14 protein-coding genes are annotated in these 15,669 nt (G+C 64.6%); 5 read left to right on the forward strand and 9 right to left on the reverse strand.

Going from position 1 to position 15,669, the window contains the following annotated elements; all coding sequences use genetic code 11:
* Positions 1–46: 46 nt before the first annotated feature.
* Together obgE and proB are read left to right on the forward strand one after the other, a co-directional pair.
* Positions 47–1,183: a GTPase ObgE gene (gene obgE, locus M2361_RS17520; protein ID WP_100853991.1), complete on the forward strand. Its 1,137-nt coding sequence runs from the start codon at positions 47–49 to the stop codon at positions 1,181–1,183.
* A gap of 55 nt (positions 1,184–1,238) precedes the next feature.
* On the forward strand, positions 1,239–2,375 hold the full coding sequence (gene proB / locus M2361_RS17525) for a glutamate 5-kinase (protein ID WP_259250906.1): 1,137 nt from the start codon (positions 1,239–1,241) through the stop codon (positions 2,373–2,375).
* Here the strand turns inward: proB and M2361_RS17530 are convergent.
* A complete protein-coding gene (locus M2361_RS17530; RefSeq protein WP_259250907.1) occupies positions 2,372–3,049 on the reverse strand; it encodes a transcriptional regulator in 678 nt (225 codons plus the stop codon). The genes proB and M2361_RS17530 overlap by 4 nt on opposite strands.
* A gap of 101 nt (positions 3,050–3,150) precedes the next feature.
* Here M2361_RS17530 and M2361_RS17535 point away from each other — a divergent pair, with 101 nt between their 5' ends.
* Complete coding sequence (locus M2361_RS17535; protein ID WP_100853988.1) at positions 3,151–3,579, forward strand: helix-turn-helix transcriptional regulator; 429 nt, start codon at positions 3,151–3,153, stop codon at positions 3,577–3,579.
* A gap of 97 nt (positions 3,580–3,676) precedes the next feature.
* Here the strand turns inward: M2361_RS17535 and M2361_RS17540 are convergent, their stop codons facing one another.
* Entirely contained in the window at positions 3,677–4,246 is a 570-nt protein-coding gene (locus M2361_RS17540; RefSeq protein WP_100853987.1) for a SecDF P1 head subdomain-containing protein, read from the reverse strand.
* Positions 4,247–4,649: 403 nt separating this feature from the next.
* On the opposite strand from M2361_RS17540, the gene thiC reads away from it, so the two are divergent.
* Positions 4,650–6,563 carry a phosphomethylpyrimidine synthase ThiC gene (thiC, locus tag M2361_RS17545; RefSeq protein WP_259250908.1) on the forward strand — a complete coding sequence of 638 codons (1,914 nt, stop codon included), beginning with the start codon at positions 4,650–4,652 and terminating at the stop codon, positions 6,561–6,563.
* Between the two features lie 229 nt (positions 6,564–6,792).
* Here the strand turns inward: thiC and M2361_RS17550 are convergent, their stop codons facing one another.
* The 7 genes from M2361_RS17550 to gpmA form a co-directional block, all read right to left on the reverse strand.
* On the reverse strand, positions 6,793–8,205 hold the full coding sequence (locus tag M2361_RS17550; protein WP_259250909.1) for an FAD-binding oxidoreductase: 1,413 nt from the start codon (positions 8,203–8,205) through the stop codon (positions 6,793–6,795).
* Positions 8,202–8,921 carry a FadR/GntR family transcriptional regulator gene (locus tag M2361_RS17555; RefSeq protein ID WP_259250910.1) on the reverse strand — a complete coding sequence of 240 codons (720 nt, stop codon included), beginning with the start codon at positions 8,919–8,921 and terminating at the stop codon, positions 8,202–8,204. The genes M2361_RS17550 and M2361_RS17555 overlap by 4 nt, the downstream gene beginning before the upstream one ends.
* A gap of 129 nt (positions 8,922–9,050) precedes the next feature.
* Positions 9,051–10,253: a diguanylate cyclase gene (locus M2361_RS17560; protein ID WP_259250911.1), complete on the reverse strand. Its 1,203-nt coding sequence runs from the start codon at positions 10,251–10,253 to the stop codon at positions 9,051–9,053.
* Between the two features lie 153 nt (positions 10,254–10,406).
* Positions 10,407–11,162, reverse strand: a complete 756-nt coding sequence (locus M2361_RS17565) for a molybdopterin-synthase adenylyltransferase MoeB (protein ID WP_259250912.1) — start codon at positions 11,160–11,162, stop codon at positions 10,407–10,409.
* Positions 11,159–12,604 (reverse strand): S41 family peptidase, encoded by a 1,446-nt coding sequence (locus M2361_RS17570; RefSeq protein ID WP_100857556.1) that lies wholly within the window; start codon positions 12,602–12,604, stop codon positions 11,159–11,161. Before M2361_RS17570 ends, M2361_RS17565 begins: the two co-directional genes overlap by 4 nt.
* A 69-nt stretch (positions 12,605–12,673) precedes the next feature.
* The gene (locus tag M2361_RS17575; RefSeq protein WP_259250913.1) at positions 12,674–14,272 is read right to left on the reverse strand and encodes a murein hydrolase activator EnvC; all 1,599 of its coding nucleotides are present in this window, start codon (positions 14,270–14,272) and stop codon (positions 12,674–12,676) included.
* Between the two features lie 7 nt (positions 14,273–14,279).
* On the reverse strand, positions 14,280–15,032 hold the full coding sequence (gene gpmA / locus M2361_RS17580) for a 2,3-diphosphoglycerate-dependent phosphoglycerate mutase (protein WP_050445786.1): 753 nt from the start codon (positions 15,030–15,032) through the stop codon (positions 14,280–14,282).
* Positions 15,033–15,216: 184 nt separating this feature from the next.
* Here gpmA and M2361_RS17585 point away from each other — a divergent pair, with 184 nt between their 5' ends.
* Positions 15,217–15,639, forward strand: a complete 423-nt coding sequence (locus M2361_RS17585) for a rhodanese-like domain-containing protein (protein ID WP_259250914.1) — start codon at positions 15,217–15,219, stop codon at positions 15,637–15,639.
* The last annotated feature ends 30 nt before the right edge of the window (positions 15,640–15,669 follow it).

The following is a 15,669-nucleotide window of genomic DNA, read 5'->3' on the forward strand; positions in this document are numbered from 1 at the left end:
CCGTGGCGGGCGGCTGTCCTTATTACCCACTACACGCGCAAACACCATGAAATTCGTAGACGAAGCCACCATTGAAGTGGTCGCCGGCAAAGGCGGCAATGGCGTGGCGAGCTTTCGCCGCGAAAAGTTCATCCCCAAAGGGGGCCCGGACGGCGGCGACGGCGGCCGCGGCGGCACCATCTATGCCGTTGCCGATCGCAACATCAACACGCTGATCGACTTCCGCTACGCGCGCCTGCACCGCGCCAAGGGCGGCGAAAACGGCCGTGGCTCGGACCAGTACGGCGCAGCCGCCCCGGACATCACCTTGCGCGTGCCCGTGGGCACGGTCATCCATGACGCCGAAACCGGCGAAGTCCTGTTCGACATGGACACGCACGAGCAGAAAGTCGTGCTGGCCGCCGGCGGCCAGGGCGGCATGGGCAACATCCACTTCAAGTCCAGCTTGAACCGCGCGCCGCGCCAGTGGACGCCCGGCAAGGAAGGCGAACACCGCTACCTGCGCATGGAACTGAAGGTGCTGGCGGACGTGGGCCTGCTGGGCCTGCCCAACGCCGGCAAGTCGACGCTGATCACGCGCATCTCGAATGCCAAGCCGAAGATCGCCGACTACCCGTTCACCACCCTGCACCCCAACCTGGGCGTCGTGCGTACGTCGCCGTCGCGCAGCTTCGTCGTGGCCGATATTCCCGGCCTGATCGAAGGCGCGTCCGAAGGCGCCGGCCTGGGCCACCTGTTCCTGCGCCACCTGGCGCGTACCCGCGTGCTGCTGCACCTGGTGGATGTATCCACGCCCGATCCCGACGCGGATCCGGTCGAGCAAGCCGTGATCGACGCGCGCGCCATCGTTGAAGAACTGCGCCGCTACGACCAGGAACTGGCCGACAAGCCGCGCTGGCTGGTCCTGAACAAGCTGGACATGGTGCCCGACCCCGAAGACACCAAGCGCCGCTTCCTGGAACTGTATGACTGGAAGGGCCCTGTGTTCGCCATTTCCGGCCTGACGGGCGAAGGCACGCAAGACCTGCTGTACGCGCTGCAAGACTACCTGGACGCCGAGCGCGAAAAGGAACACCTGTCGAGCGACCAGGCGGACGGCACCTATGTGGCGCCGGACCCCCGCTTTGACGACACGCGATCCGACGCCGACAAGCCGGCCGCGCCGCGCGGCGGTGACGAATAAGCCATAATCGCAGTCCTTTCGATTACGTCTTTTTTCGCCGCAGCCGGCGCCTACCATGTCTGCTGAAACACCCGCCGTTTCCGTCGTCACCCACGCCCAGCGCCTGGTCGCCAAAGTTGGCTCGTCGCTGGTCACCAACGAAGGCCGAGGCCTGGACCGCGCCGCCGTGGCGCACTGGGCCTCGCAGATCGCCGCCCTGCACAAGCAGGGCAAGCAGATCGTGCTGGTCTCCAGCGGCGCCATTGCCGAAGGCATGGCGCGGCTGGGCTGGCGCAAGCGCCCTTCCGTCATGCACGAACTGCAAGCCGCGGCCGCCGTGGGCCAGATGGGCCTGTGCCAGGCCTACGAAGCGGCCTTCGCCGAATACGGCCTGCGCACCGCGCAGATTCTGCTGACCCACGAAGACCTGGCCGACCGCCACCGCTACCTGAATGCCCGCAGCACGCTGTTTGCGCTGCTGCGCCTGGGCGTGGTGCCGATCGTGAACGAGAACGACACGGTCGTCACCGACGAAATCCGCCTGGGCGACAACGACACGCTGGGCGCGCTCGTCACCAACCTGATCGAAGCCGACACGCTGATCATCCTGACCGATCAGCGTGGCCTGTACGATTCCGACCCTCGCAAGAATCCCGGCGCCACCTTCATGTCGCATGCGCAAGCGGGCGACCCTGCCCTGGAAGCCATGGCGGGCGGCGCGGGCAGCGGCATCGGCACGGGCGGCATGCTGACCAAGGTGCTGGCGGCCAAGCGCGCGGCGCACAGCGGCGCGCACACCATCATCGCCTCGGGCCACGAGCGCAACGTGCTGACGCGGCTGGCGCAAGGCGAATGCATCGGCAGCGAGCTGCGCGCGGTGCTGCCCGTGTGGTCCGCCCGCAAGCAATGGCTGGCCGACCACCTGCGGCTGCGTGGGCGCGTGGTGCTGGACGACGGCGCCGTGCAAGCGCTGATGCGCGAAGGCAAGAGCCTCTTGCCCATCGGCGTGACCGATGTGGAAGGCGAGTTCGGCCGTGGCGACGTGGTGGCCTGCGTAGACAGCCAGGGCCGCGAATGCGCCCGTGGCCTGATCAACTATTCGTCGGTGGATACACGACGCATCCTGCGCCAGCCCTCGTCGCAAATCGCCCGCATCCTGGGCAGCATGACCGAACCCGAGCTCATGCACCGGGACAACCTGGTGGTGCTCTAGTCGCGCGGCTCCGGGGGCGGGCTGTGCTGCAGCAGGATGTAGCCCCATCCGCGCACGGCCAGCACCGGGAGGTCAATATCAAAGCGGCGCGCCTTGGTGCGCAGCCGCGATACCAGCACATCCACGCTGCGAGCCCCTTCCCTGGGGTTGCAGGGAAAGAAGCGGTCGCGCCGCAGGCATTGCCCGGGCGCTCTCAACAAACGGATAAAAAAGTCGCGTTCGGTCAACGTCAATGGCAGCCGTTCGCCGGCGGGCCCTGACAGCACCCGTTTGTCCAGGCGCCAGGCTGGCCCATCGGTGGATGGCGGAAGCAAGCGGCGCCGCACGTTGCGCAGCAGCGCATCCCATTCCTCGGGCTCCATGCGGGCCGAACTATAGAAATGCACGCCGGCCTCAAGGGCCTCGACCCGTTCACGCGCGGATGCCGCCGCCGACTGCCACACCACCACCGCATCCGGCGCCGCGCGGCGCAACGCCGCAATCAGCTTCGGGACCTCGGCGCCCTGCCCACGCAACACCATTGCGTCGACATGATCCGTGCGCAGCCGTTCCAGAAGTTCATCGGCTGACTCACACGCGCTGACTTGCCATTGAAAATCCTGCAATGCAGCGACAAAATGATTGCTCGCCATTTCATCAAGTTGCACGACGAACACGTTGCCTCGTTCATGCATGTGCGCTCGCCTCCTAAAACTATCACCCAGGTAATGCTTATAACCACCAAAGTAAATCATGAGCAAGCTTCAATCGACGCGTGAAGACATTTTCAGACCGATTGAAGCAAGCCCGTCTTCTGCGTGGTCACACGCAGAAGACGCTCGCTCGTCTTGCGCGAATCTCGCAAAGTGCAATCGCCAGTTACGAAAGCGGGCTGCGGCATTCCAGCCGCTCCGTACGTAAGCTTGCGCAGATTCTGAAGATTGAGCTGGAATGGCTGGAGACCGGCAAGGGTCCCATGGAAATGCCCATGGAAGGCTACGACCTGTCCGACACCTTGCCGCCCGTGGGCGTGGCCGAAACCATGCCCCGCGTGGCGCGACGGCCGCGTCCACAAGCGCCCTGGCCGTTTCCCAACATTGCCCCGTCGCAGTTCGACGGCCTGACCATCGACGACCGCGCCATGCTCGAAGCGCTGACGCTAACCTTCATTGAAACAGCGCAGGCGCGCCGCACCGTCAAACCGCGCGGTCGCAAGATAGGCTGACCGCTTTAGCGCAACGCTAGTCGCCCAACTCCTTATTGGCAGGCAAAAAAATATCCGCACCCTAGGGTGCGGATATTTTTTCTTATGCGCTGAAAGATCAGGGCTTGGGTGCGGGTGCCGTGCCGCCCGTGGCCGGGGCCGACGCCGGTGCAGGGGGAGCATCGCCACGGATCTTGGCGGCAATGGCGGAAGCCGCTTGGGCCGATGCCACACCGAAGGCCAGCACGCCACGGTTCAGCGGTTCGGCGATGCTCGGGGCGGCAACGAGTTCCTGGTCAATCACCAAAGCCAAACGGTTGCCGACGTTCTTCGTGCTGATTTCGGTCAGCTTGCGAGCGCCGGCTTCCGAGAAGCGCAGGCCCACGAAATTCTGACCCTGGCGGTCGACCAAGGCGGCAGCGTCGGTCAAGTCGGCGCGCGTCAGCACGGGGACTTCCTGCAAATAGAGCTTGCCGTCGGGCAGCGCGATTTCACGCAGGCCCGGGCCAGGTTGTTGGTGAGCCAGATAGAAGTCTACCGACGAGGCGGCGGCGGGTTGGGTCGTTTGTTGGCCGGCGTCGGGCGTGGTTGCCGCGCCAGGCGATTTGGTCGGAGCGGTTTTGCAACCCGCCAGCGCCAACGTCACGACAACCAGGGCGGGCGCCAATTTGCGTAGGGTCAGTTGCATGCTCGATTCCTTCTTCTAAGTTAGCTATGCCCAGCGGACAATCAGGCCCGCCGGGCGTTTGGTTGGAAAAAGTGTACAGAACCTGAATGACGGTGTCGCCGCAGACTGAATCCAAATGTAAAGCAGTAATACCAGCTCTCTAAGACGAGCGTTGTACGAATGATCTCATGCTGGCCAAGCATGAGTCGCACTGCGTCGTGACGTGCACAGGCTGGGCACGCTCTATACTTCGCTTTCGCGCAGGGGTACTCGTTCCACCTTTTGAGGTGGGACGTGTTGAGAGAGTCCCTTCGTACCAGTACGGATAATGCCGATGCTGGGAGCCGTATTTCCGCCTTGCGTCGCTGCACGCCTGGGGGAAGTCCATTCCCGATCGGCTCCAACCACTCGCTTGGAGCTTTCCATGAACGCCAATCCCAAATTCCTGGCCGCTACCGCCGAAGTCGACGCGGCGGCCGTCGCACCGTTGCCCAAATCGCGCCGCGTGTATGAGACGGGCTCGCGCCCCGACATCCGCGTACCATTTCGCGAGATTGAGCAGGACGACACGCCGACCATGTTCGGCGGGGAAAAGAACCCACCACTGACCGTCTACGACTGCAGCGGCCCCTACACCGACCCCGACGTCAAGATCGATATCCGCCGAGGCTTGCCCGCGCTGCGCCGCGCCTGGATTGAAGAACGCGGCGACACGGAAGTGCTGGCCGGCCCCACCAGTGAATACGGCAAAGAACGCCTGACCGACCCCAAGCTGACGGCGATGCGCTTTGACCTGCAACGCCCGCCGCGCCGCGCCAAGGCGGGCGCCAACGTGTCGCAGATGCACTATGCGCGCCGTGGCATCATCACGCCCGAAATGGAATACGTGGCGATCCGCGAAAGCCTGCGCCGCGAGCACTATCTGCAAACGCTGCGCGACAGCGGTCCCGATGGCGAAAAGATGGTCAAGCGCCTGCTGCGGCAGCACCCGGGCCAGTCGTTCGGCGCGTCCATTCCCGCAGCGATCACGCCGGAATTCGTGCGTGACGAAATCGCGCGCGGCCGCGCCATCATCCCGGCCAACATCAACCACCCCGAAGTCGAGCCCATGGCGATTGGGCGCAACTTCCTGGTGAAGATCAACGCCAACATCGGCAACTCGGCCGTGAGCTCGGGCATCGGCGAAGAAGTGGAAAAGATGACCTGGGCGATCCGCTGGGGTGGCGACACGGTGATGGATTTGTCCACGGGCAAGCACATCCACGAAACGCGCGAGTGGATCATCCGCAATTCACCCGTGCCAATTGGCACGGTGCCGATATACCAGGCGCTGGAAAAAGTGGATGGCAAGGCCGAAGACCTGACGTGGGAAATTTTCCGCGACACGTTGATCGAGCAGGCCGAGCAAGGCGTGGACTATTTCACGATTCACGCGGGGGTTCGACTGCCGTTCATTCCGATGACGGCGGACCGCATGACGGGCATCGTGTCGCGCGGCGGTTCGATCATGGCCAAGTGGTGTCTGGCGCATCACAAGGAAAGCTTCCTGTACGAGCGCTTCGAAGACATCTGCGACATCATGAAAGCGTATGACGTCAGCTTCTCGCTGGGCGACGGGCTGCGTCCGGGTTCGGGCTACGACGCCAACGATGAAGCGCAGTTCGCGGAATTGAAGACGCTGGGCGAACTGACGCAGCTGGCATGGAAGCACGATGTGCAGGTCATGATCGAAGGCCCGGGCCATGTGCCGATGCAGATGATCAAGGAAAACATGGAGCTGCAGCTTGAACACTGCCACGAGGCGCCGTTCTACACGCTGGGGCCGCTGACCACCGACATCGCGCCCGGCTATGACCACATCACGTCCGGCATCGGCGCGGCGCTGATCGGCTGGTACGGCACCGCGATGCTTTGCTACGTGACGCCCAAAGAGCACTTGGGCTTGCCGAACAAGAAGGACGTGAAGGACGGCATCATCACGTACAAGATCGCGGCACATGCGGCGGATTTGGCCAAGGGACACCCGGGCGCGGCGATTCGCGACAACGCCTTGTCAAAGGCGCGGTTCGAGTTCCGCTGGGACGATCAGTTCAACCTGGGCCTGGACCCGGACACCGCGAAGGAGTTCCACGACGAAACATTGCCGAAGGATTCGATGAAGGTCGCGCATTTTTGTTCGATGTGCGGCCCGCATTTCTGCAGCATGAAAATCACGCAAGACGTGCGCGATTACGCGGCGGCACAAGGCGTCAGCGAGAAAGACGCCTTGCAGAAGGGCATGCAGGAAAAGTCGGTGGAATTCGTCAAGAAGGGCGCCGAGGTGTATCACCGGCAGTAGATGGGTTACGCGCGAGGCGCATCGTCGTTCTTGCGCGCACCGTGCCGCGCTCCACCCATCCTACGTAGGATGGGTGGAGCGCGGCACAACCGGCATACGAGCACAGCCGCACACCGCGCGAAACCCATCAAGCAAATCGCGAAAATTCATCACCGTAGGATGGGTGGAGCGCGCCAAACTCGGCATAAGAACACAGCCACATGCCGCGCGAAACCCATCACAGCAGCCCCTACAGCAACTTCCCCGGATTCATGATCCCCGCCGGGTCCATCACCTTCTTGATCTCTCGCATCAGCCGCAGCTCCACCGCGTCCTTGCTGTGCAGAAAATGCTCGCGCTTGAGCTGCCCGATGCCGTGCTCAGCGGAAATGCTTCCGCCATAGCGGTTCACCTCGTCCAGCACCGCATCAGTAATGGCCGCCCCGTTCACCGCCACCCAATCGCGCGCCGCGCCTGCCGGGCGGGACAGGTTGTAGTGCAGATTGCCGTCACCAAAGTGCCCGAAGATGAACGGCCGGATATCGGGGTACAGCGCCCGCACGCGCGCCTCGGCGGACACCATGAATTCCGGGATGCGCTCAATAGGCAGCGACACGTCGTGCTTCAAATGCGGACCATCAGCGCGCTGCGCCTCGGAGATTTCCTCGCGCAGCTTCCACAAGGTTTGCAACTGCGCCATCGACGCAGACACCGCGGCGTCCAGGCACAGGCCGCGTTCCAGCGCCGTGCCGATCACATTTTCCAGCAGCGTCGTCAGGCCGGCCTCGTCCGCCGTGTCGGCAAGCTCCACCAGCACATACGCGGGATAGCGTTGGTCGAACGGCTCTTGCACGCCTTCGGCATGCGTCAGCACCAAGTCCAGACAATCACCCGAGAAGTACTCAAACGCCTGCAGGCGCGCGCCGCACTGCTCGAACAGAATCTCAAACAACTGCAAGGCCTGCGCGGGTGATTCAACGGCCGACAGCACCACCGAACGCACGTCCGTGCGCGGAAAGAGGCGCAAGGCCACCGCCGTGATCACGCCCAAAGTGCCTTCCGAACCGATCAGCAACTGCTTCAGGTCGTAGCCCGTGTTGTCTTTGCGCAGCGTGCGCAAGCCGTTGAAGATTTCGCCGGTGGGCAGCACGGCTTCCAGGCCCAGCACCAGCTCGCGCGCCATGCCGTAACGCACCACGTTCACGCCGCCGGCATTGGTGGCGACGTTGCCGCCGATCTGGCTGGAGTCTTCCGCTGCCAGGCTCAGTGGCAGCAAGCGCCCGGCGTCCTGCGCGGCGCGGCGCAGGTTGCCCAGGATGGCGCCCGCCTCGGCGACCATGGTGTTGGCCACCGTATCAATCGAGCGCACGGCATTCATGCGGTCCAGGCTCAACACCACGTTTCGCGCCCCGGCGTCGGGCGTTGCGCCGCCACACAGCCCCGTATTGCCGCCACGCGGCACCACGGGCACGCCCTCTTGCTGGCACAACGCCAGGCAGGCGGCGACGTCCGCCGTGGTGCGCGGGCGCACGACCGCCTGCGCGTGGCCGTTGTACAGGCCGCGCCAGTCAGACAACCAGGGCGCGATGTCCGCCTCGGCGGTGTATACGGTGTCGGGGCCCAGGGCTTGAACCAGGCGTTGCGTGAAGTTGGATGCGGTCATGATGTGGGCGTGCCTGCGGGAAAAAGATGATCGAGTTGCAGGCGGTTGGCCGCCTGCTGCAAATGGCGCACCGCCGCCTGGCGGGCGCGGTCGGGATTGCGGGCGCGGATGGCTTCAAACACCGCCACATGTTCCTGATGCACGGCGGCGCTCAGGCCGTCATGCAGGCGGCTGTTCGCGCGAGCGGTGCTGACGGCCAGGCGCAACTGCCGGTTCAGGTACTGCAGCAGGTCCTGATAGCTGCGGTTGTGCGTGGCGGCAGCAATCGCGACGTGAAACGAGACGTCGTGCTCTACGCCTTGTTCGGGATGCTCAAGATGGGTTTCCAGCAACGCCAGGGCTTGCGCCATGGCATTCAGGTCGGCGGCATTGCGCCGCATGGCCGCCAGGGCCGCCGCGCCCCCTTCCAGTTCCATCCGCAATTCATAGAGGTTGGCCAGCAGTTCGCGGTTGACCGCGACCCCACTCGACACCTGGAAGCCTTGCCCCCCCGTGCGCGACACGACGGTGCTGCCGGAGCCCTGGCGGCTTTGGATCAGCCCTTGTGCGCGCAGGCGCTCGGTGACCTCGCGGATCACGGCGGCGCTCACGCCATATTGCTCGGCCAGCACACGGCCAGGGGGAAGCTTGGCGCCCACGGCGTGTACGCCGTCGGCAATATCCGTGGCGATCCGGTGCGCGACTTGTTCGGTCAGGGTCAGGCTTTTGGTCAGCATGGGGCGGATTATAGATAACTTTTCAGGTTATCTGATAAGTTAGAGCGAAAAAATCCGGTCAATCAATGGTCCGCGCGGGGCCGCAGCGCGTAGCGTTCCAAGCCATGGCGTATTCAGGCCGTGGCGTTCTCAAGCCGTCGCGGGCTCGCTGCTGCTGCCCGTCACCGGCTCCTGTTGCCCGTCGCCCGCCTCACCGTTATCCACTTCGCAGCAGCGCCCTCCTCTTGCCTTGGCGCGATACAGCGCGGCATCGGCGGAATCGAGGGCCGCCTGGGGGCTGCGGTTGGCGGCCGAAATAATCGAAATGCCGATCGACAGCCCGACAATGACCCGCGTGCCATCCGCCAGCGCAATGGGCTGCAAGGCGTCCAGCAGCAGATGTTCGCCCAGGCGGCGGGCGGACGTGGCATCGATACCCGTCACCAGCACGATGAATTCATCGCCCCCGATCCGCGCCGCCACGTCGTCCACCCGCAACATGGCCCGCATGCGCTGGGCAATCGTCACCAAGACCTGGTCACCCGCGGCATGGCCGTAGGTGTCGTTGATGCGCTTGAAATCGTCCATGTCCATGTAAAGCAGCGCGGCATCGCTATCCTGCCCGCGCGCGCTGGCGCATACGCGCTCAAGCGCCACCTGCAAGCCGGTACGGTTGGCCAGCCCGGTCAGCGCATCTTCGTTGGCGCGCCGTTTGCTGGCCCGTTCGGCCACCATGGTCGACACCAGGATGCGGTTCAGCCGGTGCGAGGCAATGGTCATGCTGACCAGGTAGAACGGGATCTGGATGAAGACGATGGCGGTGACGTATTCGCCCGTGAACAAGGCGCCCAGGCACATGGGGCCCAGGCTCAGGAAGATCATGACGCCCACCAGGCGCGGCGCGCCGTAGTTGCGAAAGCAGATACCGCCGGCCATTGCCCCGCAGGAGACGCCCGCCAGGGTTGCCGCCAGCCAATCGCCGTTCAGGAAGGTGATGAAGACGCCATACCCCACGCTGAAGGCCCAACCCAGCGCCAGCACGATATACAGGTCAGTGTGGGTGTTGCCGCCCTTGGGCGCGGCGCGCAAGGCCGCGCGCAGGACCGTGACGCGGACAATGGCCAGCACCACCTCCAGCAGCAGCCACGACACGTACAGGGGTTCGGGGCGCCGCCAGGCGACCACGCCGGAAATCATGAGTGTGTTGATGACCCCGCCCGCAAAAATGGGCAGCGTCCCGAATAGGCTGGCAATCAGCGCCGCCCGGATGTCCGCGGGCGTGTCCGGCCCCGAATGGGTCAGCCAGCGCGTCAGGCGCCACTTGGGCGAGCTGAACTTCAGTCCTGTATCCACGCGGTCACGTCCAAATCGCCACCTTTGATTTCAGTAGGCTGGCTGGCGTTATAGCAGGTATTTCAGGCCTTTAATATTGTCCGCGAGGGCAATACGACGCCTGCAGAGGTGGCGGCGCCAAGGCGCACGGGCCGCCCGAATCGGGGCAGCGACCTAGTGCCCGCGATGCCCGCAGACCGCGCATTCGGGGTCGCGCTGCACGTTGACGCTGCGCCATTGCATGGTGCGGACATCCAGCCACAGCAGCCGGCCAGACAGGCTTTCGCCCACGCCGGACAGCAGTTTCAGGGCCTCGGCGGCCTGCATGCTGCCGATGATGCCGACCACGGGGGCAAACACGCCCATGGTGGCGCAGTTGGCTTCCTCGACGTCGTCGGCTTCGGGAAACAGGCAGTGGTAACAGGGCGCGCTGTCGTCGCGCAGGTCGTACACGCTGACCTGCCCGTCAAAGCGGATGGCCGCGCCGGACACCAAGGGCTTGCGGTGTTGCACACAAGCGCGGTTGATGGCGTGGCGGGTAGCGAAGTTGTCGGTGCAGTCCAGCACCAGGTCCGCCGCCGCGACGGCGTCGGAGAGCGCTTGCCCTTGCAGCCGTTCGACCCGGGCATGGACGCGCGCCTGCGGGTTGAACGCCGCGAGCATGTCGCGCCCGGACTCGGCCTTGTGGCGGCCGACGCTGGCGGTGGTGTGGAGGATCTGGCGTTGCAGGTTGCTGAGCTCGACGACGTCGTCGTCGGCCAGGGTGATGTCACCCACGCCGGCGGTGGCCAGGTACAGGGCGGCGGGGGAACCCAGCCCCCCCGCACCCACGATAAGCACACGCGCCGCCAGCAGTTTTTCCTGCCCTTCTATACCCAGCTCATCAAGCAGGATGTGGCGGGCGTAGCGCAGCAATTGCTGGTCGTTCATTTGTCCTTGCTGGGCTCGACTCCGGTCGGCGTGATCTTCATGCGCGTGGGCGTACCGCCGCCGGCCTTGGCGTCAGCCTTGGCCTGGGCTCGCGCCGAACCCTTCTGCACCGGCTTGCCGGCCAGCACGTTCAAGGCTTGCTGCAGTTGGAAATCATCCTTGCCGCCGAACTCGAACACCTTGGTGGGCAGGTCGACGTTGTCTTGCGCCGAGTTGGACTTCACCTCGTTGGCGGTCTCGGGGTTGGACAGGTGGCGTTGCAGGTCGGCTTCGCGCGGCAGGCGGAACAAGTCGCCGTCGGCCGTATCGGCAACGACGTAGTCCGGTTCAATGCCCGTGGCTTGAATGGAACGGCCGCTGGGCGTGAAGTAGCGCGAGGTCGTCAGCTTGACGGCGGTGGATTCGGACAGCGGCAGGATGACCTGCACCGAGCCCTTGCCGAACGTGCGGTTGCCCAGCACCTTGGCGCGCTTGTGGTCTTGCAGCGCGCCGGCCACGATTTCGGACGCCGAGGCCGAGCCCACGTTCACCAGCACCACCATCGGCACCGTCTTGGTCCAGGCCGGCAGGCCCGACAGGTAGTTGCTTTCGCCGCGGGCATATTCCGACGGCGTGGCCAGGTACTTGTGGCGGGCGTCGGGCGTGCGGCCGTCGGTGGAGACCACCAGGGTGTCCGGCGGCAGGAATGCACCCGACACGCCGATGGCGCTGGTCAGCAGGCCGCCCGGGTCGTTACGCAAGTCCAGCACCAGGCCCTTAGGCGCTTCCTTCGCGCCCAGGTCCTTCAGTTGCTTGGCCAGATCAGCGCCGGTCTTTTCCTGGAACTGCGCAACACGGACATAGCCGATGCCGTTGTCCAGCATCTTGCTGCGCACGCTGCGTACCTTGATGACATCACGCACGATCTTCAGCACGATGGGCTGGGGACGATCGGCACGCATGATGGTCAGGGTGATGGGCGACTTGGGCGCGCCACGCATGAGCTTGACCGCGTCGTTCAGGGTCATGCCCTTGGTGGGCGTGTCGTCGATCTTGATGATGAGGTCACCGGCCATGACGCCAGCGCGCGCGGCGGGCGTGTCTTCGATGGGTGAAATCACCTTCACGAAGCCGTCTTCCGCGCCGACTTCGATGCCAAGGCCGCCGAACTCGCCTTGGGTCGCCGTCTGCATTTCGCGGAAGGCGTCGGCATCCAGATAGGCCGAGTGCGGGTCAAGGTTCGAGACCATGCCCGAGATCGCGTTGTCGATCAGGGTTTTGTCGTCGACCGCTTCGACGTAGTTGTTTTTGATGGCGGCGAAAACATTGCTCAGTTGCCTGAGCTCGTCCAAAGGCAATGGACTGCCGCGCTGGGCAACGGCTGTTACCCCTACGCTAAGCAATACGCCAGCCACCGCACCGATGGCAATCAGACCGAAACCGCGAAACTTGCGAGTGCCCATGCACACTTCCCGAATTTTGTTTTCGCCGATGGCGGTTTGGTAATTTACCAACGACTTGTACCTACCAACCTATTGGGCCAGCCACTGGGCCGGGTCCACAGGAGCGCCACGATGGCGAATTTCAAAGTATAGGCCGGATTCCACTTGGCCGCCGGTTGCACCTACGGTAGCAATAGTATCGCCACCTGACACCGAATCCCCCACTCGTTTGAGCAGGCTTTGGTTGTAAGCATAGACAGTCAGGTACTGCTGGCCATGATCCACAATGATGAGATTGCCAAAACCACGCAGCCAGGCGGCGTAGACCACGGTGCCAGGGGCCACCACCTTGACGGGGGTGCCTTCCGGCGCGCGCAGCACCACGCCGCGCCAGACGCCGCCATCCGGGCGGTCAACCCCGAAACGGCCTTGCACCTGGCCGCGCACCGGCATGGCCAAGCCGTGTTTCAAGCCGCTGCCACTTCCCAGCGGCGCGGCGCGGGCGCTTTGTTGCGCCGATGCACTGCGGGTTGGAGTGGTGTCGGCCTCTGCGGGTTCCGTATTTTTTGCGGGTTCCGGCGATTTGGCAGGCGTCTGCCGCGCCGATCCGGCTGGATCGGTCAGGCGGGTCTGCCCTTGTTCAGCCGGGCGTAATCCGGCGGCGTCGGGATCGGCCACGGCGACCGGGCCGCGGCTATGGCGCGATGCCGCCTCGACTTGTTCACGGGCTTGGGCCGCGTCGCGGGCATCGCGACTATCGCGGTCGCGTCGGGCGGCGGATTCGGCGGCCAGCTTGCGGTCGGCCTCGGCCTTTTTGCGGGCTTCTTCAGCACGGCGCTCGGCCTCGGCGCGTTTGCGGGATTCTTCGGCGGCACGGCGCGCTTCTTCCACGCGGCGGGCCTCTTCGGCCTTCTTGCGCGCCTCTTCGGCCTTACGGGCTTCTTCAATCTGCTTGGCGATAGCCGCATCCAGATCGGTGATCAGGCGCGACAGGCGCTGGTCGTCGCGCCCCAGCTTGTTGGCTTCGGCGCGCTGGGCGGCGATCTGCCCTTCCAACTGCGCCAGGAGCGTGGCGCGCTCTTTCTGCTGCCCGACCAGCGCGGCCTTCTGCTCGGACGTTTCAGCCACGACTTTTTCGATTTCATCGCGCCGGGCATCGGCACGCGCCTGCAAGGCCGCCAGGCGATCGATGTCCGCCCGAAGCGCCTTGACGGCATTGGCCCGGGCTTGCGACACGTAGTCCAGGTAGCCCAGGTTGCGGCCCAGCACTTGGGGGTCGTCGCCTGACAGCAGCGCCGTCCACGGCGACAAGCCGCTGGTGTACTGGGTGCGAAGCTGGTCGGCGAGTTCCACGCGGCGCTTGGCCAGCACGGCTTCCTGCTCGCCGATCTGCTTTTCCAGCCCGGTCAGTTCGGTCTGCGCCTGGCGACCGGCATCGGCCAGTTCCCGCAGGCGCAGGTTGATCTTGGAAATGGCCGATTCCGACTGCTTGAGCGCGTCGGCGGCTTCCTTGCGGGCAGTTTCCCGCCCGTCGATTTCCTTTTGCAGATTCTCGATGCGGTCGCGCAAGGCCGCCTGCTGACGCTCGGCGTCGGACTGACGGCCTGCAAGGTCGTTGGGCGCGGCACGAGCCGATAGCACCCCACCGGTCAACATGACCGCCAACAACAACCCTGCCGTGCGACGCATAGAGATATCAGTCCTTCTTAGCCTTGCCTTGGGCGGCAACCGCAGCCATGGCCGCCTCGATCTCGGCGGCATCGCCCAGATAATAGTGGCGGATCGGGCGCAGGTCATCATCCAATTCATACACCAGCGGCTGGCCGGTCGGGATGTTCAGGTTGACGATGTCGTCGTCCGAGACGTTGTCCAGGTGCTTGATCAGCGCGCGCAGGCTGTTGCCGTGGGCGGCGATCAACACCTTGCGGCCGGCGCGGATGGCCGGGGCGATCGAATCGTTCCAGAACGGCAGCACGCGGTCCACAGTGTCTTTCAGGCATTCGGTGGCGGGCAGCTGGTCGGCCGGGATCTTGGCGTAGCGGCTGTCGAAACGCGGGTGGCGTTCGTCGTCCAGCGACAGCGGTTCCGGGGCGATGGCGTAGGCACGGCGCCAGATCAGCACTTGCTCGTCGCCATACTTGGCGGCGGTTTCGGCTTTGTTCAAGCCCTGCAGCGCGCCGTAGTGGCGTTCGTTCAGGCGCCAGTTCACGCCCACGGGGGTGTACATGGCGTCCATGGCGTCCAGCGCGATCCACAGCGTGCGGATGGCGCGCTTGAGCACCGACGAGTAGGCCAGGTCGAAGGTATAGCCTTCTTTTTTCAGCAGCTCACCGGCTTTTCGGGCCTGTTCACGGCCGGTTTCGGTCAGGTCGACGTCGGTCCAGCCGGTGAAGCGGTTTTCCAGATTCCACTGGCTTTCGCCGTGGCGCATGAGAACAAGTTTATGCATGGTTTGGCACGCTTTCCGCGCGGGTTAAAGTTAAAGGATGGTTAAAGAATGCGCTCATTTTATAATTGAGTGATTTTGCCCTTGATTTTGCCCCGGCGCACTCGTCCAATTCCCTGGCGCGGCGCCCGCGGGTTGGCCGAGGGTTCGCCCATATCCGGCTCGCTGCCGCCCTTCAGGATGACCCGTGGATCTTTTGCAATTCTTGCTCGATAAAAATAACGTCTTCATCGTCGCCGTCACCGTGATCTCTGGCGTGATGCTGGCCATTCCCGCCCTGCGCAAGGGCCGCAAGGGCTCGGCCGTCAGCACCGGCGAGGCCATCCAGATGGTGAACCAGCGCAACGCCGTGTGGATCGACGTGCGCCCCGCCGAACAATTCCAGGCCGGCCACATCGCCCAGGCACGAAATGTGCCGGCGGCCGACATCGAACAAAAGGCCGCGTCGCTGCCGAAGAACAAGCCGCTGGTTGTGGTTTGCGACAATGGCCGCGACTCGGCCCGCGCCGCCGCCAAGCTGCGTGCGCAAGGCTTCGCCGACGCGGTGCCGCTGGAAGGCGGCATGCGCGCCTGGTCGGCCGCCAGCCTGCCGGTCACCCAAAAGGGCTGACCCGGGCCGCCCCCGGGCTGCCCCCATCTC

Source organism: Achromobacter sp. JUb104 (assembly GCF_024806975.1).
In the GTDB taxonomy this organism is placed as follows: domain Bacteria; phylum Pseudomonadota; class Gammaproteobacteria; order Burkholderiales; family Burkholderiaceae_B; genus Achromobacter; species Achromobacter spanius.